Source organism: Hydrogenophaga sp., assembly GCF_030656115.1.
In the GTDB taxonomy this organism is placed as follows: Bacteria; Pseudomonadota; Gammaproteobacteria; order Burkholderiales; family Burkholderiaceae_C; genus Hydrogenophaga.
In genome coordinates, this window is sequence record NZ_JAUSOO010000133.1 from 72808 (window position 1) to 96325 (window position 23518).

Consider the following 23518-nt stretch of genomic DNA (forward strand, 5'->3'; position numbering starts at 1 on the left):
CGTCGCAGCCAAGCGCCGCACCTATTCACCATGCCAGCCATTTCACAGAGCCAGCCATGACCACGCCACATTTCCCGATCTACATGGACTACAGCGCGACCAACCCCTGCGACCCACGGGTGGTGGACGCCATGATTCCCTGGTTGCGCGAACACTTCGGCAATCCGGCTTCGCGCAGCCATGCCTGGGGCTGGGAAGCTGAAAAAGCGGTGGAAACCGCACGCAACCAAGTGGCAGACCTGATCGGTGCCGATCCGCGCGAAATCGTCTGGACCAGTGGCGCCACCGAGTCCAACAACCTGGCCCTGAAGGGCGCAGCGCACTTCTACAAGACCAAAGGCAAGCACATCATCACGGTCAAGACAGAGCACAAGGCTGTGCTCGACACCTGTCGCGAACTGGAGCGCCAGGGTTTTGAGGTCACCTACCTTGACGTGCAAGCCGATGGCCTGGTGAATCTGGACGCCTTCAAGGCTGCGATCCGTCCCGACACCATCCTGGCTTCGGTCATGTTTGTGAACAACGAGATTGGCGTCATTCAAGACATTGCCGCGCTGGGCACTGTCTGCCGCGACAAGGGCGTGATCTTTCACACCGATGCAGCACAAGCCACCGGTCGCGTAGACATTGACATCAAAAATCTGCCGGTGGATTTGATGAGCCTGACCAGCCACAAAACATACGGGCCCAAGGGCATCGGTGCTTTGTTTGTGCGCCGCAAGCCGCGCGTGCGCATCGAAGCCCAAATGCACGGTGGTGGCCACGAGCGCGGCATGCGATCGGGCACGCTGCCCACCCACCAATGTGTGGGTATGGGCGAGGCCTACCGCATTGCCAAGGAAGAAATGCACGCTGAAAACCAGCGTATTCGCGCCCTGCACGACCGCATGGTGGCGGGCCTCAAGGACATTGAAGAGGTGTTCATCAACGGCCACGAGACCCAGCGCGTGCCGCACAACCTGAACATGAGCTTCAACTACGTCGAAGGTGAGTCGCTGATCATGGGCATCAAGGGCCTGGCGGTTTCCAGCGGTTCGGCCTGTACCTCGGCCAGCCTGGAGCCCAGCTATGTGCTGCGTGCCCTGGGCCGCAGCGATGAGCTGGCCCACAGCAGCCTGCGCATGACGATTGGTCGCTGGACGACCGAAGAAGAAATTGACTACGCGATCGCCACCATCAAGGAAAACGTGGCAAAGCTTCGCGAGTTGTCCCCCTTGTGGGAAATGTTCAAAGATGGAATTGACCTGTCCACCATCCAGTGGGCGGCACATTGAAGGAGAAATACCATGGCTTATTCTGAAAAAGTGGTTGATCACTACGAAAACCCGCGAAACGTCGGCTCGTTTGACAAGGGCGACGAATCGGTGGGCACCGGCATGGTCGGCGCGCCGGCCTGTGGCGACGTGATGAAGCTGCAGATCAAGGTAAATCCCACGAGCGGTGTCATTGAAGACGCCCGGTTCAAAACCTACGGTTGTGGTTCAGCCATTGCATCTTCGTCGCTGGTGACCGAGTGGGTCAAAGGCAAAACGCTGGACCAGGCTGCTGCGCTGAAAAACAGCGAAATTGCCGAAGAGCTGGCGCTGCCGCCGGTGAAAATCCACTGTTCGATCCTGGCTGAAGACGCCATCAAGGCAGCGGTGGACGACTACCGCAAGAAGCATCTCGCTTGAGGATCGACGCTTGGATGGGGCTGTGCAGCGTGTTCACACACGCAGCCACCGGCCAAATGCCACCGTTCCAGTCACACACAACGCTGAACGCCTACCCAAGGCGCAATTCACATGTCCATTTCGATTTCTGAAGCTGCTGCCCGGCACGTTACCCGCTACATCACCAAGCGCGGTAAAGGCGTGGGTGTGCGCCTGGGCGTTAAAACCACCGGCTGTTCGGGCCTTGCTTACAAGCTGGAATACGCCGACGAAATCGCGCCAGAAGATGTGGTGTTTGAAGACAACGGCGTGAAAGTGTTGGTCGACCCCAAAAGCCTGGCTTACATTGACGGCACCGAGCTTGACTTTGTGCGTGAAGGTCTGAACGAAGGTTTTCGCTTCAACAACCCCAACGAGCGAGACCGTTGCGGTTGCGGTGAGAGTTTCCGGATTTGATCCGTTCTGCGTTGTTCCTCAAGCCGCCCGTGCTGCCTGTGCCGGCGGCTTTTCGCTTTTCTGCCCGCGCAGCGTGCGCGGGCAGGGATCGCCGTAGTGCCACCACTTTCTTGCTTTGCCATGAACCTGTTGTCCAACGATTTTGAGATTTTTGACGTGCCTGCGCAGTTCGCGCTGGACCGTGCCGCCCTGGACGAGCGCTGGAAAAATTTGCAGCGCGAAGCCCATCCAGACCGTTTCACCACCGCCGATGCGCAGGCCCAACGCCAGGCCATGCAGTGGTCGGTGCGTATCAACGAGGCCTACCAGCGCCTCAAAGATCCGCTCAAGCGCGCGGCCTATTTGTGCGAATTGAACGGCGCTCCTATCCAGGCAGAAAACAACACGTCCATGCCTGCTGCATTTCTGATGCAGCAAATGCAGTGGCGTGAAGACCTTGACGAGGCGAGCAGCGCCGAAGATCTGGAGCGCATGGCAGACGACGTGGCGCAGACGCGCCGCGGCATGCTGCTGGGTTTGCAGCGCACGGCCGACGAAGAGCGCAATTTCCTCGAATTGGCACGGCAGGTCAGAGCCCTTATGTTTGTTGAGCGCTTTGCGCGCGACGTCGAGAACCGGCTCGATCAACTGGGACAATAAGTCCTGTTCAAGCGGGTGCTTTGCTTGGCAAGCCGCTTCCGATTTTCAGTACCTACAAGAACACGACCCCATGGCGCTTTTGCAGATTTCCGAACCTGGCCAGTCCCTCGATCCGCACCAGCGCCGCGTGGCGGTGGGTATTGACTTGGGCACCACGCATTCGCTGGTGGCTGCGGTGCGCCACGGCGTGTCCGAGTGCTTGCCAGACACCCAGGGCCAGGTCATTTTGCCCAGCGTGGTGCGCTACCTCGATCCCTCTCAAGGTGGCTCGGGCCGCCAAATTGGTTTTGACGCCCTGGCCAAGCAGGTGGCCGACCCGGCCAACACCATCAGTTCGATCAAGAGGCTCATGGGCCGCACCCGCGCGCAGGTGGTGGACGCAGACAAACTGCCTTACACCGTGGTAGACGATCAGGGCATGGCGGTGGTGCAAACCATCGCCGGACGCAAAACGCCCATGGAAGTCAGTGCTGAAATTTTGGCCACGCTGCGCTTTCGGGCTGAAGACAGCTTTGACGACGAGCTGTACGGCGCCGTGATCACGGTGCCCGCCTACTTTGACGACGCTCAGCGGCAGGCCACAAAAGACGCTGCGCAGTTGGCCGGTATCAACGTGCTGCGCCTGATCAACGAACCCACGGCTGCCGCCATTGCGTACGGGCTCGACAACGCGTCCGAGGGCATTTATGCCATTTACGATCTCGGCGGTGGCACCTTCGACATTTCTATTTTGCGGCTCACCCAGGGTGTGTTCGAAGTCATGGCCACCGGTGGCGACTCGGCCCTGGGCGGCGACGATTACGACCAGGCACTGGCCGCCTGGGTGTTGGCGCAGCACGGCGTGGTGGTTGCGCTGACTCCCTCCGAGCGCGCTGCCCTGTACGCGGAAGCCCGCCGCTGCAAAGAGGCACTCTCATCGGTGCAAGCCGATGGCCGTGTTGTCTTCACCGCAAACATCGCTGGTCAAACGCTGAACCAGTCCGTGACCCCGGCGCAGTTTGAGGCGTGCACGGTACCCCTCACGGCCCGCACCATGACGGCGGTGCGCAAGGTGTTGCGCGACGCAGCCATCACCAAGGACGACGTCAAGGGCGTCGTGATGGTGGGTGGTTCCACACGCATGCCGGTTGTTCGCAGCGCCGTGGGTGCGTTCTTTGGCCAGGCGCCGCTGACCAACCTCAACCCCGACGAGGTGGTGGCGCTGGGCGCCGCCATTCAGGCCAATGCACTGGCAGGCAACAGCCGCGACGGTGACTTGCTGTTGCTGGACGTCATTCCGCTTTCGTTGGGCATCGAGACCATGGGCGGGCTGGTGGAGCGCATTGTGCCGCGCAACAGCCCCATACCGACTGCGCTGGCGCAAGACTTCACCACCTACCAGGACGGCCAGACCGCACTGGCGCTGCACGTGGTGCAGGGCGAGCGCGATCTGGTGGCCGACTGCCGCAGCCTGGCACGCTTTGTGTTGCGCGGCATTCCGCCCATGGCCGCCGGCGCGGCGCGCATCCGCGTCAGTTTCACGGTCGATGCCGACGGCTTGCTGTCGGTGGCCGCGAAAGAACAGGGCAGCGGCGTGGAAGCGCGGGTTGACGTGAAGCCCGCCTATGGCCTGTCCGACGAACAGATCGCCGCCATGCTGCAAGACAGCTTCGCCACCGCCCAGCAAGACATTGCCGTCCGCGCCCTGGTGGAAGCCCGTGTGGACGCTGACCGCATGATCGTGGCCACCCGCAGCGCATTGGCTGTTGATGCCGACCTGCTGGAACCCGCCGAGCGCGAGGCCATTGATGCCCTGATAGACCAGCTGGCCAAGAGCCTGGCCAGCACCGAGGCCACGGTCATTGAGGCCGCCACCGATGCGCTGGCCAAGGGCACCGAAGCCTTTGCTGCCATGCGCATGAACCGGGGTATTCAGCAGGCGCTGGCGGGCAAGAAACTCGAAGAAGTCTGAACCGCGCCCCTAAAGGAAGCCCAGGAAACCCCATGCCGATCATCAAAATTCTGCCCCATCCCGAATACTGCCCCCAAGGCACCCAGGTCAGTGCACCGGCCGGCACCTCCATCTGCGAGGCACTGCTGGACAACCACATCAACATCGAACACGCCTGCGACATGGTGTGCGCCTGCACCACCTGCCACGTGATCGTGCGCGAAGGTTTCACCAGCCTCAACGAGCTCGATGAAAACGAAGAAGACCTGCTCGACCGCGCCTGGGGACTGGAGCCTCAGTCCCGCCTGTCTTGCCAGGCCATTCTGGCGCAGCAAGACGTGACGATCGAGATCCCCAAGTACTCCATCAACCACGCCAAAGAAGGCCATTGAGCCGCTCTACGGGGATTCAAACGAGAAAAGCCCATGCGTCAAATCGTTCTTGACACCGAAACCACCGGCTTGTCCGCTGAAAACGGCGACCGCATCATTGAAATTGGCTGCGTGGAGTTGTTCAACCGCAAGCTCACCGGCAACAACCTGCACTTCTACGTCAACCCCGAACGCGACAGCCACGAAGACGCGCTCAAGGTGCACGGGATCAGCAACGAGTTTTTGCGAGACAAGCCCAAGTTTGGGCAAATCGCCGACGAGCTGCTGGACTACCTGCGCGATGCAGAACTGATCATCCACAACGCCCCGTTCGATATCAGCTTCCTGAACAAGGAACTGGAGCGTCTGGGCCGCCCGCCGCTGAAAACCATCATTGGACAGGTCACTGACAGCCTGGTGATGGCCAAAGAACTGTTCCCCGGCAAACGCAACGGTTTGGATGCACTGTGTGATCGTCTCGGGGTAGATAACTCTGGTCGCACCTTGCACGGCGCTTTGCTTGACGCCGAGTTGCTGGCCGATGTCTACATCAACATGACCCGAGGGCAGGACGCCCTGTTGATGGACCTAGAGACATCGGATGGTGAGTGCGGTGAGATCGTGCTGATTGACCTCAGTCGTATTGAGCTGCCCGTGGTAGGGGCCAGCGAACAAGAAGCGCAGGCCCATGAAGCCGTGTTGCTTGACTTGGACAAGGCATGCAAAGGAAAAACGGTATGGCGACAGATGCAAGCCGCCTGACGGTTTGCGACAAGAGCGCACTTTTTGAAAAAGTTTTCAGTTCTACAAAATTCGCCAAAAATCACGCTATAATTTGAGACTTCTGAGAAATCAAATAACAAATTTGGGCGGTTAGCTCAGTGGTAGAGCACTGCCTTCACACGGCAGGGGTCGCAGGTTCGAACCCTGCACCGCCCACCAACTTGACACATAGAAAAACCCCGTAAATCAAAGACTTACGGGGTTTTTTGTTTTTTGCTCAGATCCACGGCGCCAAGGCCTGTGTAAACCCCGGTGTAATCCGCGCCAAGTGATCCCGGCAGGGGTCAGCCAAACGCCTTGGTCAGTGCTGCGCGCTGCGCGTCAATCTGCAGGTGGCTGTAGCGCTCGGTGGTCTTGATGCTGCTGTGGCCCAGCACCTTGGCCACCGTGTACAGATCCGCACCGCTGGCCAGCATGATCGTGGCGCAGCTGTGCCGCAGGTCGTGAAAGTGCACCTCGGTCATTCCTGCGGCTTCTCTGGCCCTGCGAAACCCGCTTTTCAAGCCCTCAAAGTTGATCGACAGCGGCAGATGCTGCAGCCACGGCCGCAGAGGCGCAATGATGGGCACCACGCGGGTTTTCAGCGTTTTTGTGTTGCCGGCACGGATGGTGATGCTGTCCGGGCCGATATCGGCCGGCAGGATCTTCAGCACTTCGCCACGGCGGCACCCCGTGTACAGCGCAATCCAGATGGCAGCGCGCACAGCCTCGCTGGCGTGTGTGCAGATCTGCTGCACCTGTTCAATGCTCAAGTGAGTGTCGCGGGCGTTGTTCTCGGGCAGGCGCTTCACGTGGGCGCTGTAGTCCTCGGGCGTGTGGCCTTGCTCCCATGCCATGTGCAGAGCCTTTTTCAGCGCGCCCAGGCTGCGGTTGATGGTGGCCGGGGCGTACTTCCCGGTCATGTCTTTGATCACGTGCGCGCCGCACTGGCGGGCCTGGCTGGCCCGGTACCGCTCCACCCAAGGGCCCAGGCGCAGTGCGTGGTATCGGGCCGTCTCTGGGCTGCGCAGTGTGGCGCAGTGGTCCAGATACATGCCCATCACCAACGTCAAAGCCGGGTCGCCCGGTATCGTGGGCGCCCGGCGGTGCGCCACGGCTGCGCGCAGCTCAGCCTCTAATTGCTTGGCATCACCCGCAGTTGCACCTTCCGGGAGGATTCGATGTACGCGCTTGCCGGCGACCATGATGCCGACGTGGCGCCGGCCTTGCTTGTCTGTCCAAGTTGACATGGGTAAACCTCCCGGAGCCATTGACGCGTTTCGGCCAGGTTGAAACGCTTGCCCTTGACGCCCACCGGAGTGTATGGCAGGCCTGCGGCCAGCCAGCGCCCCACCGTGGAGTCGCTCACCTTGAGCGCAACGGCCAGTTCCTGGCGCGTCAGGTCTGATTGATCGAGGCGATCTGTCATGCTTGAACGACCCCTTCAGCCACATTGAAAAAACCCAGACGGCCCTTGTAGGGCGTGAATGGCAAGGGCGCGCTGTTGGCCAGGACGAACCCCCAGCTCCCTGCGTGCTTCCATGGGCTGGGATGGTCTTGCACGCAGTCCACCAAGGTTGAATGGCCCACGATGCCACCGAGCTGCAGGTCTTCAAAGGCCGCCCAGCTGTGGTCTTTTGTGAAGGGCAACAGGTCGTTCACCTGCGCACATGCTTCGACATATTGGCGCCGCGTGATGGTCTTGCTGGCGTGCACCAGAAACCGGCCGCGGAATGGCGTTCGCCAGTCGCGGTTCTCAATGTCTTTGAAGCCGTTGACGATCAACCAAGCCCAGGGCTGGCGGATTGAGAGGGCGGGGATCATGCGGGCACCCCGTTGTGTTCGACGCCGTCCAGCAGGCGGCCGGCGGCTTTCTTGCCGACCTTGATAAATTCGTACCCCTTGCACAATTCGCCATCTGTGGCTTGACGCCACTCACCCCATTGCTTAAAAAGCAGCGGCACACCAACTGCTTGGCACTGATCGCGCAGGCTGCGTGCCCAGTCTGGGTGCATCGGGCGGGCGTTGGGGCCACTCTCTCCGCCCACGATCACCCAGTCCAACTCCGTTGGCTCAAGGTCCCCGCAGCAAGCCGGTGGGTCAGGTGGCTGCATCCACCCATCACCTGGGCGACCTGGGACAAAGCAGCCGCAGCACTGCAGAAAATGCCGCGTCAGGTCCACCGGCCCCAGCAGCGGCTCCATACTGAGAAAGCGCTTGGCTGCAGGAACGGCCAGCAGCTTTGGGATGTCGCGGTCAGCCTCGGTCTGGCTGGTGATCGTGGCGCCAAGCCAGACGTTTGCTGGTGGCTTCCCGTCCCACCAGCCGCCAATCCAATATGCAAGACCTGGCCAACGTGATTGACCATGCTCAGATGCGGCCTCAACCATGGCGTCTTTCATCATTGGCAAGGCATTCCCGACCCGCTTGGTAAGCAGCAGCCAGTCCAGATTCGGCGTCTTCAAGATCAGCGACATCAACTCAATGCGCCACTGCACCGGCACCTCGTTGTCAAACACGTCGGCCAGAGAAGCGCAAAACACACGGTAGCGCACACCAAGGCGCTCGGCCTCGGCATTCCAGCGCAGCGGCTGCGCCCAGGTGCTGGGGGCGGTGTGCTTGCGCGGGTGTCCGGCACCCCACTGCACCACCTTGCGGCGCGTCGAAAAGTCGGCCTCGGCATAGCAGTTGTCGCAGCCTGGCCCCACCTTTGTGCAGCCGATCCAGGGGTTGAACGTGTGGTGAGCCCACTCAATCTTGGTGTTCTTGGTCATCAAATACCTTTCGAAACGCTGAAGCCGTTGGCTCTCAGCAGGGTTGCGGCCGCTTGCAGGCGCTGCTGCAAATCGGCGTCGAACTGGGGGTTCCAGTGGTAGCTGTGGCCCCGGCGGAAGATGCTGCCTCGGGCCACGTCGGCTTTCAGCAGAGCGGACACGCTGCCCGTGTTGGGCAAACAGACCAGCTTGGCCAAGTCAACAGCCGTTGCTGGGCCGTGCTGTCGCAAGAAAGCGCGGATCTGTTCCGTTTTGCCTGTCAGTTGTTCCGGCGTCTCGGTGATCGCGTCCAGCGACCAGCGGGCGCCACGGCACAGCGTGTTGGTGATGTGTTCAAAAGGGTTGGTCATGGCCGCCACCTCAAAAACTCAAAACCAAAACCACCAGCACCCAAAAACCAGCCACACCCCAGGCCACACGGGCCCATACCGACCGGGTGTAGTCGGCCTCTTGCTGCGTGGCGGCCGGCGTGCTGGCCAGCGCCTGGGTGGGTTGCTTGGGCGCTGGGTGAACGAGGCGCAGGTGTGTGGACTGTCGGGGGTGTTGTGCGGTGTTCATGCTGCGGCCCTCAAAGCGTTGATCACGTCAGCCGCAACCACCGGTACCACGGCATTTCCTAGCATGTGCATGGCGTCTTTGTGGCGCTCGGGCAGCTGGTAGCTGGACGGGAAACCCATGGCGCGCTTGGCCTCTGTGGCGCTAAGCATGCGCATGTTTTCGCCGTCGATCACGGACCATCTGTCTCGGGTGGTTATCGTTCCGATCGGTCGGCTGATGCAGCGGCCTGTCAGCCCTGAGCCGCTGCCAAAGTAGGGCGCCACAAAGCGCTGCCCGTAACGCGCCCGACCGTTCTTGATGCGCTCCAGCGTGGCGGCGCTGCGGCCGGGTTTGTGGATGGGTGACCACTTGCCGGCCGACCAATCGATAGCGCTGCCTATGCCGGTGTGCTCGCGCTGCTGCAGGCGCAGCTCCAACGGGTGGCGGCTGCGCGTGGCCACGATAAACAGGCGCTGGCGGTGCTGCGGCACGCCATGGTCTGCCGCGTCGAGGACGTTCAATGAAAGCGCGTAGCCCAGCGCGTTCATAGCCGCGCACCAGGCCGGGAACAGCGTCCACGCAGCGAACTCGCGCACGTTCTCGATGATGCCTGCCTCGGGGCGGTGGCATTCCAGCGCGGACACCACGGCCCAGGCGGTAGAGCGCTGCGCGTCGTGGTGGGAACGCTCTTTGCCACGGGCGCGGCTGTGGCCCTGGCATGCAGGCGATGCCAGCAGCAGATCGTGAGCGGGCACCTGGGTCCAGTCGGCTTGCTGCAGGTCTTGGCAGGCGTGCGTCGTGGTCGGGTGGTTGCTGGTGTGAACCTGAACCGCCTCGGGCCAGTGGTTGGCCGCCCACACCACTTGCACACCAGCCATGGCAGCGCCGGTGCTGAAGCCGCCGGCGCCGGCGAATAGGTCGATGGCTTTCATGCTGCACCGCCTTTCATGAACACAAGCCAATGCGTCAGGCCGTTACGCCCAGACACCTGCCCAAACAACGGCTTCTCCGGCGTCGTTGCCAACACCTCGCTCAGTCGAACCTGTGTCTCGTTCCACTTGAAAACCAACACACCATGGGGTTCCAGCACCCGAAAGCACTCGGCAAAACCCTGGCGCAAGTCGTCGCGCCAGTCGGCTCCCAACTTGCCGTATTTGGCAGCCAGCCATGAGCGCGGCCCGACATGCACCAAATGCGGCGGGTCAAAAGCAACCAGGCGAAACGTGCCGCTTGGGAACGGCAAAGCCCGGAAATCAAACAAAACATCAGGCTCCACCTTCAGCGTTCGCGTGCCGCTCGCGTTGCGATGGCTGCGGTCTGTCACCGTCAAGGTTTCGGCCCGCGCATCGCCAAAAATCACATGTGGGTCTGCTTTGTCAAACCACATCATCTTGGTGCCACAGCACACATCGATCACTTTCGGGGTCATGCTGCACCGCCTTCCTGCCCCAACCCACCCACCAATTTTTCAGCCATCTTCAAAGCCTTCTCTTTTGCCAGCTGCCTGCGCAGCCGCTGGCGCGCGTTCACCTCCTCGCGGTTGTTGGCACGTTCATCGCGGCGCTGTTGCAGCAGCTGCTCGCGCTTGCGTCTGTAGCGATCACGCTCAGCCTCGGCGTGTGCCTTGCGTTCGGCGTCGGTTTGCGTGGCTCGCCGGCGGGCGGCGTGGGCGCGTTTTTGTTCGTTGATGCGGGCGCGGTTGGCCTCGTAATATTGCCGCCGGTATTCGTTCCGGTCTGAGCTGCTCGCCGCCTGCATGGCCTTGCGCCGGGCCCACAAAACCGGGTCGGCCTTGATGCGCTGGTACCGGTTTTTGTAGTACGCCAGCTCACGCTCTCGGTCGAGCTTCTTGCGCTCCTTTTCCAGATCCCGAGCCTCTTCTTCGTCTATGGCGCATGCGGTGATCAAGTCCGCCGTCTTCGTGGCCTTGGTCACCCGCTTTCCGCCCACCACCAGCTCCACCGTGCCCAGCGCGGGCAGGCGCCGGGTAGCCTGGCCGGTCATCAATGCGGCGAAGGGGTTGATCGCGCGGCTTGGGGTTGCTTGTGCTTCATGCTGCATGGCTCACCCCCGCTGCTTCAGATTCCGCGTAAGCCACCCACAGCGCAGCACCCTCCGCGCAGCGCTGGCCATGGCCTTTGCCTGCAGCAATGCACACCGGGCACGCCATGTGGTGGCGCTGGTAGGCCTGGTCTTCTGCCAGCCAAGGCGACACGGCGGCCGCCTTCAGTGCGTGTTTGCTCAGCATTCCTCACCGCCTTCCATCATTTCCACAACCCGCTTGAGGTCGAGCAATGTGCAGTTGTCGCCGTCGGCCAGGTGGGCGTTTTCTTCCAGCGTCTTCTTCGCGGCTTGCAGCAGCCGGTGGGGCTTGATCGTGATCACCGTGCCGGTGGCGGGCATCAGGCGGCCCAGCCAGCGGAACAGGCGCAGCTGCAGGCGCCCGGGTGGCTCGTGGTAAATGATGCTCATGCCCATGAGGCTGGCCACCAGCCACTCGGTGGTAGCGCCCTTGCTTTGCGTCCAGCCGGGGAGCAGGCAAATGGCCTCGCACGTGAGCAGCTGGCGCAGCGCGCGGCGCATGTATTCGCTCCACGAACTCAGGTCCGGGCCTTCGGCGGGGTTTTCCACGTGGAAACCCCGGCAGCGCCACACGCGGGCCTCAGCGTTGAACGCGGGGTAGTTGAAGTCGGGCAGGCCGGTCATGGGCCCGGCGATGTAGAGGCGGATGGGGGTGAGGATGGTCATGCTGCACCTCCTTTCAGCACACCGATGATGGCGCGGGCGATATCTTGGAGGTATGACTCCTCAAGCTTTCTCGCCTTGTTCGACATTTTTCGTCCAAAACCTTGCAGCTTGCCGGCGAGGTAATACTCATCGCAGCCACCGACGAACCCGCGCAGCGTCTCTCCGCCGATGCTGCCGAAGTAGCAGGACCATGCAGATCCGTAACACTCGACAATGACCTGCCCCCGACCTTTTTGGTCGCGCAAGATCACGGTGATAGGGTCAATCCTGCCTCGCCCCGGTGCGCGCATGGCGTCATGGATCACAAACGCATCCAGCTTGCCGGTGATTTCGGCTGCTACGGCGGTCATGCTGCACCGCCTTTCACGATCGCGGCATTGATCTGCAGAAGTGCAGCGTCGTAGTCGGCCAGAACATCGCGGTCGTACGGGTCAATTCGGCGCCCACCCTTCGGTGTGTTGGCCTCTGCGTAGGCGTTGCGGTCGAAACAGATGGTTTCGCGGGCCACGATCAAGGCGGCGAGCATTTCAGAAGATGTGCTTTTGTCGGCGCATGCTGCACCGCCTTCCATATCCGAAGGCTTCTCAGCATTCACCGACTTTCCGCAAAACGGGCAGTAGCTGAAGAACATGTTCAGCTTCGGTTTTGTGTTCTTCCACCCACCGGCTTTGCGCGGCAGGTCAACCGACTGGATGACCTCCATGCATGGGCGGTAAGTAAATTTATTGCCGACGATGACCATTCCGTAGCCGCTCAGATGGACGCTGTGGTTTGCGCCATCTGGCGTTTCCTGCTTCAGTTTTTCGAGCAGCTTTGCTTCCAGGGCTTCTTTGCAATCGCAGTTCATGGTTCTTCCTTCAGTGGTGGGTCAAGTGGGTCAAGGGGTGGTTACTCATCGCGCTCACCGCTGGCGGCGCGTTTGCAATCGGTTTGGTGGTGCTTCGCTGTCAGCTGCAGGCGTTGCTCTGCGGTGGCGTTCAGCCGGGCCTTGGTGCGGGCGGCCAACACCTGGCGCTCGCGCACACCAGTGGCCCAGGCGTTCACGGCAATGAGCCGCTCGCGCCAGGGGTCGGCGCGGGCTTCGTCCAGGCTGGCGGGCCAGGTGGCAAAGGCCTTCTTCTTGCGCATGGCGGCCAGGGCGTGGGCCATTTGCTCGGCGGTGGGCTGCGGCTTGAGGTGTGCGGTGCTCATGCGGTGCTCTCCTGTGGTGGTGGTTGGGTGTGGTTGTGTGGCGGCGCTTCAGCTGCGGGCCTTGCCGGTGCCGGTACCGTGGCGCTCAAAAATCCAGCAGTGCACGGTCTTGGCCACTTCTTCGGCGCCTTGCATGCGCGTTTTGATGGCGCTGTTGACGGTCTTCACGTCCACAAACCGGCGCGTTTTGCTGGTGCGCAGCACCTTCTTCAACTCAGCCAGCAGGGGCACTTGCTGGCGGTGGGCGCTGGCCTTTTCCACGAATTCGTTCAGGTTCACGGCGATCAGCTTGGTGTCGCGGCTGTGGTTGAGCACCGGGCGCAGCTCGTGGCCGGGGGCTACATACGTGCCAGCGGGTGGCGCTGGAGACAAGCTGTCCAGGTAGTCGAAGCTCTCCCAGAATTCCTGCACGAGCGGGTGGTCTGCGTTGATGGCTTGTTGGCGCTCGCGGCACATCTGCACCAGCTGCGCCTGCACCTGGGCAAACTGTTCGTCGGTCATGCGCACCAGGTGGCGCAGCGCCGTGGCAAAGGCCAGCAGCTGCCCGTGGTTCTTGGCCAGGCGGGGTTTGTGAATGCCGTCCTGGTCCAGCAAGTGCTTGATCATTCCGTCCGTCTGGGTGGACACGATCTCCATCACCGCCGTTTCGTGCTTGAGCGCGGCCAGCATGAAGCCGCTGACATTTCGTGTTTCGAACTTCTCAATGGCTCTGGCCGACTCGAACGACGCGGGCGTGAAGCCCTTGGTGTCAAACGTCATGTGGCAGATGCGTTCCATGATCGGCTGCGAGGCCGCCACGGTGTTGTTCTGGCTGATGACGATGGAAGACCTGAACGGCGGTGTGTAAGTCTCGTTGCCGGCGGTCTTTACGCCCGTGGTGCGGATGCTGTTGCCGTTGTAGGCGTCTTTCAGCTCATCCCAGTCGAAGCTGCGCACATGGGCGCTGCCGCCTGTTTTGGTCTCACGATCCGCCTCAATCAACACAGTCGGCAGATTTGAAACCTGCGAAAACGTGCGCATGCGCCCAGCAGCCGTCGATTTGCAGGGGTCAGTCCCCTCCCAGTCATTCCGACCGAAGAGCTTCCATAGAAACTGAATAAGCGTGCTTTTGCCGCTGCCCGGCTCACCCACAATCTCCAGAAAGGGGAAACTCTTCTGCTCGGCGCGCACCTGCTCAGCGAACAAGCTGCCGAGCCAGTACGCCAGCGCTACCACGCCCTTGGGGCCGAAGGCGTTCCACAGGTGTGTGAACCAGTCGAGGGTATAGGCGTCGCGGTCGGTGTTGATCTCCAGGTCAATGCTGCTCTGCAGGCTCTTGATGGACAGGCGCTGGACCTCGAAGTAATCCTCGGCGTTGGCCTCGATGATCTGACCGTTTGCTACCGCCACCTTGCCCAGCAGATACACCTTGTGCGCGGCGCTGTAGCCGATGAAATCCACCGTCTGCACCACCTTGGGGTTCTCCAGCTGGCGCAGCATCATGCGTTCGAGCTGGCTGCTGCTGCCGGTGAACATGGCGCCTGGGGCGATGTGGAGCAATTGCTTTTTGAACTCGCTGGCCGCCGTGAGCTGCCCGGCGGTGAACGTGCCTTTGACCACCGGCGCATCGTGTGGCCAGGAAACGCGGAAGTAGTACCAAGCCTCTTGGGTGACTTCGTTGCGCTGGTAATACAGCGCTTGCGGGTTGCAGTTGGCAATGGGCTGCAGCGTGCCGCTTTCCAGCAGCGCGGCGTTGCGCATTTCCTCTTCGCTCATGTAGGGCTTGTGGCCCGCGTCAATGTCGTCTTTCAGCTGTTCGGCGGCTTTGCGGTACCGCTCTATGTCCAGCTTCCACCAGTACAGGCGGTTGCCGTGCTCAACCTCGAACTGGTCTTTTTGCCCGTTGTGGTTGTAGATCAGCAGCGCCTTGTCTTGCGCGCTGGCCGCAATCAGCAGCGCGCCGTGGTACCGGTATTCCTTGACCTGGTCTTCACCCAGCAGGCCCTTTTGGTGCAGGTCGTTCCAGTCTTGCTTGCTCTTGCCTTTCTGCGGTATCTGCGCGGCCTTGCACACCCAGCCGTCTTCGCGCGCTTTCTTCACCCATTTCCTGGTGTAGTCGCGCCCGGCCTTGTCGCCGTCCAGCGCCCACACCAGGGCGGGTTCTTTCACCTGGCCGCCCTGGGCCTGCAGGTGCTTGCGCAGCGCGGCCAGCTCGTTGGCGGGGTAGTTGTTGCAGCTCAGCAGCGCCACGGCGGCCAGGCCATGGTGGGCCATGGCAATGGCGTCGAAGATGCCTTCTACCAGCCATAGCTCGGCGGGCGGCTTGGGGGTTTCGGGTGTGTCGTCGGGCCGGGGTGCGTCAAAGTGCAGGCCGGGCAGCGCCCACCAGTGGCCAGCGTAGGTGCCGCCGTATTTGAAGTTGGCCTTCTTCTTGCCAAACCGGGCGGGCTTGTCAATGAGGCGCTCCCACCAGGTGTTGGCCACCACAAAGCGCACCGTGCTGGTTGCTGCGCCCCGTCCGTTGTCGGCCCGGGGGTCGTGGTAGTGCTCCTGGGTGTAGGTGCCTTTGATCAGCGCCAGGTCAAAACCCCGGCCCAGCTTGAGGTAAGCGTCGGCGGCGGCGTTGGGGTTGCGCTCGGCTTCGGGCTTGTCGGCCTCGGGCTGTTGGTAGCGGTCGGTCCAGCTTTCAAAAAGGTCGCTGAACAGTTCTTTGGCGTGGTATTCAGCGCCGCAGTTGTTGGAGCGCTCGCACTTGGTCACCCATGGGCTTTCAAGCCACGTCCACAGGCTTTCTTTCCCGCAAGACGGGCACACGCCCGCCCGCAGGTATTTGCCCTTGGGCTTCATGCCAAAGGGCGGCGCCTGAAGGCGCTCGGCAATGTCTCTCAGCAGGTCTGACATGGGGTTGGGTTGTTGTTGTTTTGGCAGGTGGTCGGGTCAGCAGGCAGGCGGATGCACGAGAGCGCACGCGCGGCACCCAGGGCCAGCTCGGCCTGTGCGGCTGCTGATGTGTGGGTGGCTGCGCTCACCAGCAGGCGGTGGCGCCGGCCGCTGGGGGCCACGTGGGTGACGCGCCAGCGGTTCACTGGGGCACCTCCACCAGCGCGCCGAAGTCGTCGACCACGAGGCGGTCGATGAAGCGAGTCCACTGGCGGCCTTGGTCATCCAGACGAAACTCTTGGCCGATCCAACGCCGACCCAAACCAAACGCCTTGCTCGGCGGGCTTATGTAGAAAATGAAGCGGTTCGCGGGCGAAATTTCGACAGACAAAAAGTCGTCGAAGGAATTCACCTTGGGGAATGTGTTGGTGGTCATGGCTTAAACCCCACCCATGTAAGAGCCCACGAGGTAGCCCGCGGCCATGGCCAGCGACACCAGCACCACAGCCACCAGCAGGCTGATGCGCGCCCAGCGGTAGGCCATGCGCAGCCAGCGGCGCAGGGCAGCGCGGCGGGCGCTGGGGTGGACGGTGACCACGCCCGGGGCAAAGGCATGACCGGCCAGGCGGGTGGCGCTGGTGGCCACCCAGGTGCAGCCGCTGCAGGCGGGCAAGCGGCATTGGCAGGCGCCCAGGCTGTCGCAGCTGCGGCGCTGGGCGGTTGGGTTTTGTTGGCTGGCGGCAGGTGTTTTCATGGTGTTTCCTGGTTTTTGGGCAAAAGAAGGCCTCGCGCCTGTTTTTGCAGGCGCTGGGCGGGTGGTTGTTCGGTGGGTTGGGTGGCCGGGTGGCCGGTGCGTCAGCTGGGGTGCTGGGTGATGGGGCCGTCTTCGTCCATCAGGTCAAGCTGCAGGGGGCCAGAGCCCTTGTGTTCGCCGGCGGGGGCCAGTTGCATGTGCATGCCCAGCGCTGCGCGGCGCACATAAGGACTCAGGGGGATGAGCACATCGGTGCGGGGCCGGGCGCTGGGGCTCAGCGTCAGGGCTGCGGCGGCGTCCACGCGCCAGTTGTGGCCGCATTCCAGGTTGGTGCACTGCACATACAGATAGGTGACCGTCGGGCTTTGCTGTTCGCTGTTGCGCACATTGCTCAGCGTGTTGCAGTGGGGGCAGCGGAAGCGCATGGGTTGTTGTCCTTATTTGCAGCTGATGCCGCACTCACCTTGGCCAGCCCTGGCGCATTCGCAGTTCACGCCAACGCGGCTCAGGGTGACGATGGCGTCGAGGTATTCGCGGGTCACCAGCACAAAGCCCACGGCGCCCACCAGCTTGTCCAGCTTGTCAATGGGCACGCCTTGTTGACCATCCAAAAAACGGCTTACCGCGCTCTTGTCCCAGCCCACGGTTTCCATGACTTCATGTCGCCCCTGGCTGGTGAAGGCGGAGCGCAAAGCCTGCTCGATGCGCGGCGGGCCGGAAGGGTGGTGGTGTGTGCTCATGTCAGTCCCCTTTTGAAATTTGCAGCTTGAGCTTGGGAAGCCCGGCCAGCACCGCCATGCGGCAGATCGCAGCCATCGACCGGTTGTCCGCATCCGCCAGCGAGGCGATGGTCTGCCGCTCTTCAGGCTTGAGCCGAAGTGCAATCGGTCTGTCGTTGTCAACACCGGCATCTGATCGACGGCGGCGAACGCTGACATTTTTCGGTTGTTTTTCGGGGCGGTTCATTTAATATTGAGGAATTAACCGTTACACAATGGGTGCATTCTACCTACGCATTTGAGTATGTGAGAATGTCCCACTTACGCATATGGGTATTCACGAACGACTTAAAGACGAACGCTCTCGCCTGGGCCTGAAGCAAGCCGAAATGGCTGAGGCTGGCGGTGTACAGGTGCAGGCTGTGAGCCTGTACGAGTCTGGGAAACGGTACCCCGACGCCCAATACCTGGAATCCATTGCCTTGGTGGGTGTGGATGTGGCTTACGTCATCACAGGCCACCGCACGCCCATAGCCACGCTGGCCAAAGAAGAGCAGGCGCTGATTGACAACTACCGCGCAGCCGACACACAAGGCCGCGCAGCAGCGAGAGCGGTGCTTTCTGCGGTCCAGAAACAGAAGGCGGCTTGAACCCGCTGCAAACGATCCGGTCCACGGCGCCGATTGAGCGCTGACCAACAAAAGGGAGGGGAATCCATGGCAGCAAAACCGCTGGCGTTTGGCTTATTTGCTTTTGTGATGACGCGCTGGAGCATTTGCGGCGCCGCAGCTCTTGCGCTGCTGGCGGCATGCGGTGAGCCACCCAGCACCACACCGGCGCCCGTTGCGCCAGCCGCTGCGCCCGCGCCCACGCCGCTGGTAGACGTGCCTGCGCTGGCCGAACAGGCGCCCAGTGTGGTTGCTCAGCAGTTGGGCGACCCAACCGGCTGCGAATCCATCAAGTACGGTGAAAAGTGCACTTACCGAAACAAAACCGAGGTGGTGTTTATCAACGGGCTGGCCGACTGGATCACGGTGCATGCAGACCTGCCTTACAGCGAAGAGGCCTTGCCTTTGATGGGCTTCAAGCCCGCGCCGTCATCGTTTGACAATGAGTACGTCATTCGCTGGTCGGGTGAGCAGGGCACCCTGCTGATACAGCTGGCGCCTGGATCCGGGGGGCGGGCTTTCTTTGCTTATGTCAAGGTGCGGACACCTTGACGGATCAGACACCCATCCACACCGCCTGCGTGTACAAGCTGAGAGAAGGCGAATCACCTTCCGATTAAGCCGACAGCACGGCACGGGCGATCAAGCGGGCGTTTTTGAGCAATTGAAGCAACATTAAGGAAGGTGCAACTTATGGCGATAAAGCTTTGCAGAGAGTGCAAAAAAGAGGTTTCAACAGAGGCAAAAACATGCCCAAACTGTGGGGCAGGGAGCCCCACCAAAACCAAGGCAAACACCAAAGACGCGCTGATTGGAGGTGTCGTGTTGATCGCCATAGTCGCTGGCTCGGTCACCATGTGCGGCGACAGCGACGAAGAGAAAGCCGCGAATGCAGAGGCCGCGAAGGCTGCGCATGCGGAGTGTCAAAAGAGTCTGCCGTGCATCGGTGAAAAGTTGGTCATATCAGCCGGGTACAAGTGCCCAGCCCAGATTGAAAAGCTGGCAAGTCATTCTGTGAAGTGGGTCGACGGAACGCTGGAACCCAAGTTCAGCAGGTATCGATGGAGTGGATCTCAGCTTGATGTGGTGACCTTGTTGGGTGACAAGGCGCAGTTTCAAAACGGGTTTGGTGCGTACACCAACGTCATTTACGAATGCGACATGAGCATCGGCGAAGAGCCGACGGTTCTGGGTGTTCGGGTACAAGAAGGGAGGCTTTGATGAGCAAGCGTGTTTTTTTTCTGGCATTTGCAATGGTTCTGGGCATGGTGCAAGCCCAGAAATCGGTCGCAGCAAACACACCGTGCTCGGGCAAGAAAGGTGGCATCTCGCACTGCACTGGCGACAAGTTCGTCTGTAAGGATGGAACGATCAGTGCGTCTAAAAAGACCTGCAGAAGCTGATGAGAGTCTGATGGAAGCGGCCGGGCCGCGTTTGCTTACGTAAATGTTCGGAAACTCAAACCCCACCCAGCTCCATCTCCACGCCCTGCGTGTACCCGCTCTCATCCAGATGGCTGCTCACGCGCACCACACACCAGTCGGTGCCGTCAATCTCTCGCTTGAAGCCGCTCACCCGCGCCGGGGTTTCGGGCACCAGGGCCGGGTTGGCTTGGGCCAGCATGAGGGTCATGGTGGCTAAGCCGCGCTGTATGCGCTGCCATGCTGCCTGGGCGGCTTGCTGGGCGTCGGCGGCGTTGGCGTAGGTGTCTTTCAGCGTTTTGGCGTTCACCCGGGTGCCCACGGCCTCGCTCTTGCGGTTGGCTTGCGCGCCGTCGTGCCAGTAGGCCACCACGCCGGTGTAGCTGTCGCGGTCGGCGGTTTTGTAGCTGTGGCGGTCGCCGCTGGCGCGGGTGAGGGTGATGGTGGGCAGGGTTTTGCCGCTGGCGGTGGTGTTGCTGCCTTTTGGCAAACACAGCAGGCACCCGGCCTTCACGGTGGCCACCGCGTCAAAGCGCTGCGCCAGGCGGGTGAGAAAGGCAATGTCGCTCTCGTTGGTCTGGTCAATGTGCGCAATGGCGCGGCTGGCCAGCGCTGGCGCCACGCGCGGCGTCAGGCTGTTGCGCTGGGCGATGGTGTTCACAATGTCGCCCAGCGTTTTGGCGTGCCAGCTCTGGTCTCGCCGGTTGCGCAGCTGCGCGCTCAGGTCTGCGGCGCGGGCGCGAATGGTGAGCACATCGGGCGCGCCTCCGTGCTCCACTTCGTCCACCTTGAAGGTGCCTTTGTCCACCAGCGCCTGCCCCAGCCAGCCCAGCGCCAGGGTGATGATGGCGCCCTTGGGTGGCAGGGCCAGCGCGCCGTCGTGGTCGCTCAGGCTCAGGTCCAGCGTGTCGGCATCGTCGCCGCGCGCTTCGGTCAGGCTCAAGCCCACCAGCAGGGCGCGCACGGTGGGGGTGATGTCTTTGCCGTCCACCACCAGGCGGTAGGCCGGGGTGGTGTGGTTGCTGGTGGGGGTCATGGCGTGGGGGCGGTGCGGCTGTCCACAATGTTGTCGTCAACCCGGCGCAGGCTCAGGCTGAATTCGATGCGCTTGGGCTGGCCCAGTGTGGTGAAGTGGCTTCCAGTTTCGGTCTTGTCGGTGATGACCCACTGGCCATACACCCGGCCCGTTCCGTCCACCAGCGCCAGGGGCTGGCCAGCGTCGGCCATGGTGTGCAGTTCGTCCAGGCTGATGCGGTTACCGAACTCAGGCAGCACAACGCCGGGTAGGGTGATGGTGTCGTCACCCGGGCCCAGGAACTGGCTGGCGGCGCGGGCGCCTACCCGGCTGTTTTGCGCGTGGCGCCAGGCGGTTTGGCGCTGCAGGCTCTGGAATGCCAGGGTCTTCAGGCTGAACACGAATTGACCAAGTGCCATGAGCATGGTGCGGGGGACTCTCAGTTGATGTCGGTGAGTGAGCCGCGGGCGCGGGCTTGCTTGGCGCTGGCGCGGCGGTCGAGCTCGGCGGCAATGGCGCGGGCCAGGCTTTGGGGGTCTTGGCCCGGGGCGGCGCTCACGTGGATGGTGATGGTGTCGCCCTGCACCATGGTGGGCGCGCTGCTGGCGCCTGCGCCCAGCGGTGGGCGGGCGTCAATGCGGGCGCCGGCCATGGCCATGCCGGGCACCAGGGCGGCGGCGGTGAGGCCTGCGGATGCGCGTTGCACCAGGGCTGCGCTGCGGCTGATGCCGATGGCGGCGCCTTCGCCCACGTGGTGCCCGGCGGCCATGAACACGCGGCTGGGGCTTTTGATGCCCAGCTTCTCTCGGAAGTAGCCGATGGCCGAATCGGCGGCCTTGCCAATGGCGTCGCGCACCCACGAAGCACCAGTACCGATTCCGTAGACTAAGCCTCGCATCATTTGCCCACCTAGATCGGTGAACGCTGTCAACAAGAAGCTGGCGCCCAAATGGATTTCAGAAAACATGTTTTTGAAGAAGCTGCTGATTCCTGCCCAGTTCTTGTAGATCAGCAGCGCAATTCCGGCAATAAAGGCGATTTTTAAATACAAAGGGTTGAGCAAAAGAAGCCGCCCCACGCTGGCCAGCGCGGTGCCCACCACGCCCAGGGCGGCGCCTGCGGTGGCGGTGCCGGTGGCAAACAGCAGCGCCAGCTTGGCGCCCACGGCCAGCGCCATGCCCAGCTGGCCCAGCAGCAACACCAGCGGCAACAGTTTCAAGGCCACCAAGATGATGCCCAGGTTCTTCCAGCCGCCCACAAAGTCGGCCAGGCGCGTCAGCACGGCGCGGATGCCTTCAAAAAATGCCCAGGTGTTTTCAGCCACCAGCATGAAAGCTGCGCCGGTTTTTTCTGCCCATGCCTGCAGCTGGCCATTGGCGGCCATGCGGTCCAGTGTGGCCAGCAGGCCGCTCAGCTTGTTCTTCATGAAATCGAACAACCCCGCCGACATCACCGTGTTGGTGAACCGAGTCCACTGGTCGGCCATGTTCGACATCATTCCAGCCCAGGTTTTGGACTGCTGGACCATGGCCCCACCGAATTGCCCACGGAGAATGGTGGTCAGCGTCTTTTCGATTTCTGTGCGGTTCCTTTTGTTGGCTGTCGCGCTCATATCCGCGCCGGTTTTCAAATCCTTGTAGAAGTAGGTGATTTCGTCACCCTTCACGGACTGGGTGATGTTGAAGGCTTCTTTAAGTCGCTCACCCTCGCCGTTCACCGCGTCTGCCAAGGCCTCAACAGCCTGAAGCACACCGCCACTAAGCTGGAGTGCAGAAGCGGTGTCACCAAGCGTGGCAAGGGCGCCGTTTTTTGGGTCGAACCCTCGGGCCTTCAGCTTGATAAAAGCCTCAGTGACTTCTGCCAGTTGATAGGGGGTGGTGGCCGCGAAGTTCTGAACCCACGCCATCGACTCTTTGGCTTTGGTCGAAGAACCCTCAATGGTTGTCAGCGCGCCCTCAAATCGCTCAAAGTCTGCGGCCACATCCAAAAAGAACCGTTTGAACGCATAACCACCAGCGGCCAGGCCCACGGCGGCTTGGTTGCGCAGCTGGCTCACCTTGTCGCCAATGCGTTGCAGGTTGTCGCCCAAGCCCAGGCGCTGCATGCCGCCTGCAGCCTTGAGCCGGTTGGTCTGCCGCTCAATCTGCGCGGTGGCTGCGGCGGTTTCGCGGGTGATGCGGGCTTGCGCTTCGGCCAAATTGCCAATACCTGCTTTGTTCAGCTCGCTGCGCAGCCGCAGGGCGGCGTCTCGCTGTTTTTTGAACTCGGTGGTGGCCTTGGCCAGCGCCTTCTCTGCCGCCTTCACCTGCGGGGTGTTGGCGCCGTGGGCGCGGGTGAGGGCGTCCACGTTTTGTTGCAGCACCTTGGTCTGAGTGCTGGCGGCTTTCAGGGCGGCTTGCTGTTTCTGGAAGCCGTCCACCTTGCGCTGCTGGTCGTTGAGCGCTTTCACGGTGTCGCGCGCGGCCTTGAGGGCCTGGGCGGCTTCTTTGCTGCCGCGTGTGATGTTGCGCAATGGGCCGGCCGCTTTGTCGGCCAGATCCATGATGACTTTGAGTTTCAGGTCGGCCATGGTGGTGCGGTGTCCTTATTCTTCGGGCTGGTGGCGCACCCGGGCCTGTTCGCGCCACTGCATCAGTTCACCCAGGCTCATGGGGTCCATGTCTGCGGGGCGCCAGTGAAAAACGATGGCCACGTCGGCCATGGCGTCTTCTACTGCGGCGGGTAGGCCGTGGTCTCGGCTTTCTGCTGCAAAAAACCCGCTACCTCAACCCCCACAGCCAGCAGATCGGCGGGGTCCATTTGCAGGGCCTCGGGCTTGCTCACGGTGGGGGTGCTGATGCGGGGCAGCAGCGTGGCGATGGCGTCCACGTCCATCTGCAGCAGGGCAAGCATGGACAAGCCGCGCAGCTCGCCGGCGGCGGGTTTGCGCAGTTCGATGACGGCGATGGTCTGGCCATCGCGCCGAATGGGGGTGTCGAGGTGGATGGTGGGCATGGTGCGGTGTTTTTTGGCTTCTCGCACC

General features: G+C 61.9%; 36 protein-coding genes and 1 tRNA gene. 12 read left to right on the forward strand and 25 right to left on the reverse strand.

The genetic code is table 11. The features are described 5' to 3' along the window. Positions 1–56 precede the first annotated feature (56 nt). The 8 genes from Q7J58_RS17430 (at position 57) to Q7J58_RS17465 (ending at position 5990) form a co-directional block, all read left to right on the forward strand. Positions 57–1274: an IscS subfamily cysteine desulfurase gene (locus tag Q7J58_RS17430; protein ID WP_304830733.1), complete on the forward strand. Its 1218-nt coding sequence runs from the start codon at positions 57–59 to the stop codon at positions 1272–1274. A 12-nt stretch (positions 1275–1286) separates the two neighbouring features. After that, entirely contained in the window at positions 1287–1673 is a 387-nt protein-coding gene (gene iscU, locus Q7J58_RS17435) for a Fe-S cluster assembly scaffold IscU (protein ID WP_304830735.1), read from the forward strand. A gap of 111 nt (positions 1674–1784) precedes the next feature. Further along, positions 1785–2108: an iron-sulfur cluster assembly protein IscA gene (iscA, locus tag Q7J58_RS17440; RefSeq protein ID WP_304830737.1), complete on the forward strand. Its 324-nt coding sequence runs from the start codon at positions 1785–1787 to the stop codon at positions 2106–2108. A gap of 120 nt (positions 2109–2228) precedes the next feature. After that, entirely contained in the window at positions 2229–2747 is a 519-nt protein-coding gene (gene hscB / locus Q7J58_RS17445) for a Fe-S protein assembly co-chaperone HscB (RefSeq protein WP_304830739.1), read from the forward strand. Positions 2748–2817: 70 nt separating this feature from the next. After that, positions 2818–4698: a Fe-S protein assembly chaperone HscA gene (gene hscA / locus Q7J58_RS17450; protein WP_304830741.1), complete on the forward strand. Its 1881-nt coding sequence runs from the start codon at positions 2818–2820 to the stop codon at positions 4696–4698. A gap of 32 nt (positions 4699–4730) precedes the next feature. Further along, positions 4731–5069, forward strand: a complete 339-nt coding sequence (fdx, locus tag Q7J58_RS17455; protein WP_304830743.1) for an ISC system 2Fe-2S type ferredoxin — start codon at positions 4731–4733, stop codon at positions 5067–5069. Between the two features lie 33 nt (positions 5070–5102). Beyond that, complete coding sequence (gene dnaQ / locus Q7J58_RS17460) at positions 5103–5810, forward strand: DNA polymerase III subunit epsilon (RefSeq protein WP_304830745.1); 708 nt, start codon at positions 5103–5105, stop codon at positions 5808–5810. Between the two features lie 105 nt (positions 5811–5915). Beyond that, positions 5916–5990: transfer RNA gene (locus Q7J58_RS17465), tRNA-Val, on the forward strand. Positions 5991–6115: 125 nt separating this feature from the next. Here the strand turns inward: Q7J58_RS17465 and Q7J58_RS17470 are convergent. From Q7J58_RS17470 to Q7J58_RS17565, 20 genes are all read right to left on the reverse strand, one after another. Then, positions 6116–7060 (reverse strand): site-specific integrase, encoded by a 945-nt coding sequence (locus Q7J58_RS17470; RefSeq protein WP_304830747.1) that lies wholly within the window; start codon positions 7058–7060, stop codon positions 6116–6118. 175 nt (positions 7061–7235) lie between these two features. Further along, on the reverse strand, positions 7236–7634 hold the full coding sequence (locus Q7J58_RS17475; protein WP_304830749.1) for an ASCH domain-containing protein: 399 nt from the start codon (positions 7632–7634) through the stop codon (positions 7236–7238). Beyond that, complete coding sequence (locus Q7J58_RS17480) at positions 7631–8584, reverse strand: phage Gp37/Gp68 family protein (protein WP_304830751.1); 954 nt, start codon at positions 8582–8584, stop codon at positions 7631–7633. The genes Q7J58_RS17475 and Q7J58_RS17480 overlap by 4 nt, the downstream gene beginning before the upstream one ends. Next, the gene (locus Q7J58_RS17485; RefSeq protein WP_304830753.1) at positions 8584–8934 is read right to left on the reverse strand and encodes a hypothetical protein; all 351 of its coding nucleotides are present in this window, start codon (positions 8932–8934) and stop codon (positions 8584–8586) included. The genes Q7J58_RS17480 and Q7J58_RS17485 overlap by 1 nt, the downstream gene beginning before the upstream one ends. Before the next feature lie 10 nt (positions 8935–8944). After that, entirely contained in the window at positions 8945–9142 is a 198-nt protein-coding gene (locus Q7J58_RS17490) for a hypothetical protein (RefSeq protein ID WP_304830755.1), read from the reverse strand. Continuing rightward, positions 9139–10053, reverse strand: coding sequence for a DNA cytosine methyltransferase (locus Q7J58_RS17495; RefSeq protein WP_304830757.1), 915 nt, complete (start codon positions 10051–10053; stop codon positions 9139–9141). The genes Q7J58_RS17490 and Q7J58_RS17495 overlap by 4 nt, the downstream gene beginning before the upstream one ends. Beyond that, a complete protein-coding gene (locus Q7J58_RS17500; RefSeq protein WP_304830759.1) occupies positions 10050–10550 on the reverse strand; it encodes an SAM-dependent methyltransferase in 501 nt (166 codons plus the stop codon). The genes Q7J58_RS17495 and Q7J58_RS17500 overlap by 4 nt, the downstream gene beginning before the upstream one ends. Beyond that, a complete protein-coding gene (locus tag Q7J58_RS17505; protein WP_304830761.1) occupies positions 10547–11125 on the reverse strand; it encodes a hypothetical protein in 579 nt (192 codons plus the stop codon). The genes Q7J58_RS17500 and Q7J58_RS17505 overlap by 4 nt, the downstream gene beginning before the upstream one ends. A 46-nt stretch (positions 11126–11171) precedes the next feature. Beyond that, the gene (locus tag Q7J58_RS17510) at positions 11172–11369 is read right to left on the reverse strand and encodes a hypothetical protein (RefSeq protein ID WP_304830762.1); all 198 of its coding nucleotides are present in this window, start codon (positions 11367–11369) and stop codon (positions 11172–11174) included. Beyond that, positions 11363–11869 (reverse strand): DUF4406 domain-containing protein, encoded by a 507-nt coding sequence (locus Q7J58_RS17515; RefSeq protein WP_304830764.1) that lies wholly within the window; start codon positions 11867–11869, stop codon positions 11363–11365. The genes Q7J58_RS17510 and Q7J58_RS17515 overlap by 7 nt, the downstream gene beginning before the upstream one ends. Continuing rightward, entirely contained in the window at positions 11866–12219 is a 354-nt protein-coding gene (locus Q7J58_RS17520) for a hypothetical protein (protein WP_304830766.1), read from the reverse strand. The genes Q7J58_RS17515 and Q7J58_RS17520 overlap by 4 nt, the downstream gene beginning before the upstream one ends. Further along, entirely contained in the window at positions 12216–12716 is a 501-nt protein-coding gene (locus Q7J58_RS17525; RefSeq protein WP_304830768.1) for a hypothetical protein, read from the reverse strand. Before Q7J58_RS17525 ends, Q7J58_RS17520 begins: the two co-directional genes overlap by 4 nt. A 41-nt stretch (positions 12717–12757) precedes the next feature. Then, positions 12758–13060 carry a hypothetical protein gene (locus Q7J58_RS17530; protein WP_304830770.1) on the reverse strand — a complete coding sequence of 101 codons (303 nt, stop codon included), beginning with the start codon at positions 13058–13060 and terminating at the stop codon, positions 12758–12760. Between the two features lie 48 nt (positions 13061–13108). Continuing rightward, complete coding sequence (locus Q7J58_RS17535) at positions 13109–15940, reverse strand: toprim domain-containing protein (RefSeq protein ID WP_304830772.1); 2832 nt, start codon at positions 15938–15940, stop codon at positions 13109–13111. Then, a complete protein-coding gene (locus Q7J58_RS17540; RefSeq protein ID WP_304830773.1) occupies positions 15925–16125 on the reverse strand; it encodes a hypothetical protein in 201 nt (66 codons plus the stop codon). Before Q7J58_RS17540 ends, Q7J58_RS17535 begins: the two co-directional genes overlap by 16 nt. Next, entirely contained in the window at positions 16122–16355 is a 234-nt protein-coding gene (locus Q7J58_RS17545; RefSeq protein WP_304830775.1) for a hypothetical protein, read from the reverse strand. Before Q7J58_RS17545 ends, Q7J58_RS17540 begins: the two co-directional genes overlap by 4 nt. 3 nt (positions 16356–16358) lie before the next feature. Beyond that, positions 16359–16673, reverse strand: a complete 315-nt coding sequence (locus Q7J58_RS17550; RefSeq protein WP_304830777.1) for a hypothetical protein — start codon at positions 16671–16673, stop codon at positions 16359–16361. Between the two features lie 101 nt (positions 16674–16774). Then, positions 16775–17098, reverse strand: coding sequence for an ogr/Delta-like zinc finger family protein (locus Q7J58_RS17555; RefSeq protein ID WP_304830779.1), 324 nt, complete (start codon positions 17096–17098; stop codon positions 16775–16777). Positions 17099–17110: 12 nt separating this feature from the next. After that, the gene (locus tag Q7J58_RS17560) at positions 17111–17413 is read right to left on the reverse strand and encodes a DNA-binding protein (protein WP_304830781.1); all 303 of its coding nucleotides are present in this window, start codon (positions 17411–17413) and stop codon (positions 17111–17113) included. A 1-nt stretch (position 17414) separates the two neighbouring features. Further along, complete coding sequence (locus Q7J58_RS17565) at positions 17415–17639, reverse strand: hypothetical protein (RefSeq protein WP_304830783.1); 225 nt, start codon at positions 17637–17639, stop codon at positions 17415–17417. A gap of 82 nt (positions 17640–17721) precedes the next feature. On the opposite strand from Q7J58_RS17565, the gene Q7J58_RS17570 reads away from it, so the two are divergent. From Q7J58_RS17570 to Q7J58_RS17585, 4 genes are all read left to right on the forward strand, one after another. After that, positions 17722–18042 (forward strand): helix-turn-helix transcriptional regulator, encoded by a 321-nt coding sequence (locus Q7J58_RS17570; RefSeq protein ID WP_304830785.1) that lies wholly within the window; start codon positions 17722–17724, stop codon positions 18040–18042. 66 nt (positions 18043–18108) lie between these two features. Further along, positions 18109–18612, forward strand: a complete 504-nt coding sequence (locus tag Q7J58_RS17575) for a hypothetical protein (RefSeq protein WP_304830787.1) — start codon at positions 18109–18111, stop codon at positions 18610–18612. A 273-nt stretch (positions 18613–18885) separates the two neighbouring features. Beyond that, entirely contained in the window at positions 18886–19281 is a 396-nt protein-coding gene (locus tag Q7J58_RS17580; RefSeq protein WP_304830789.1) for a zinc ribbon domain-containing protein, read from the forward strand. Continuing rightward, positions 19281–19463, forward strand: coding sequence for a hypothetical protein (locus Q7J58_RS17585; protein ID WP_304830791.1), 183 nt, complete (start codon positions 19281–19283; stop codon positions 19461–19463). Before Q7J58_RS17580 ends, Q7J58_RS17585 begins: the two co-directional genes overlap by 1 nt. 55 nt (positions 19464–19518) lie before the next feature. Here the strand turns inward: Q7J58_RS17585 and Q7J58_RS17590 are convergent, their stop codons facing one another. Genes Q7J58_RS17590 through Q7J58_RS17610 form a run of 5 tightly spaced genes read right to left on the reverse strand, consistent with a single transcriptional unit; the run spans position 19519 to position 23490 of the window. Beyond that, positions 19519–20517, reverse strand: a complete 999-nt coding sequence (locus Q7J58_RS17590) for a contractile injection system protein, VgrG/Pvc8 family (protein ID WP_304830793.1) — start codon at positions 20515–20517, stop codon at positions 19519–19521. Further along, positions 20514–20921, reverse strand: coding sequence for a phage tail protein (locus Q7J58_RS17595; RefSeq protein WP_304830795.1), 408 nt, complete (start codon positions 20919–20921; stop codon positions 20514–20516). The genes Q7J58_RS17590 and Q7J58_RS17595 overlap by 4 nt, the downstream gene beginning before the upstream one ends. Positions 20922–20935: 14 nt before the next feature. Continuing rightward, a complete protein-coding gene (locus tag Q7J58_RS17600) occupies positions 20936–23065 on the reverse strand; it encodes a tape measure protein (RefSeq protein WP_304830797.1) in 2130 nt (709 codons plus the stop codon). Positions 23066–23080: 15 nt separating this feature from the next. Continuing rightward, the gene (locus Q7J58_RS17605; protein ID WP_304830799.1) at positions 23081–23197 is read right to left on the reverse strand and encodes a GpE family phage tail protein; all 117 of its coding nucleotides are present in this window, start codon (positions 23195–23197) and stop codon (positions 23081–23083) included. Positions 23198–23205: 8 nt separating this feature from the next. Continuing rightward, entirely contained in the window at positions 23206–23490 is a 285-nt protein-coding gene (locus tag Q7J58_RS17610) for a phage tail assembly protein (protein ID WP_304830801.1), read from the reverse strand. Positions 23491–23518: the final 28 nt, after the last annotated feature.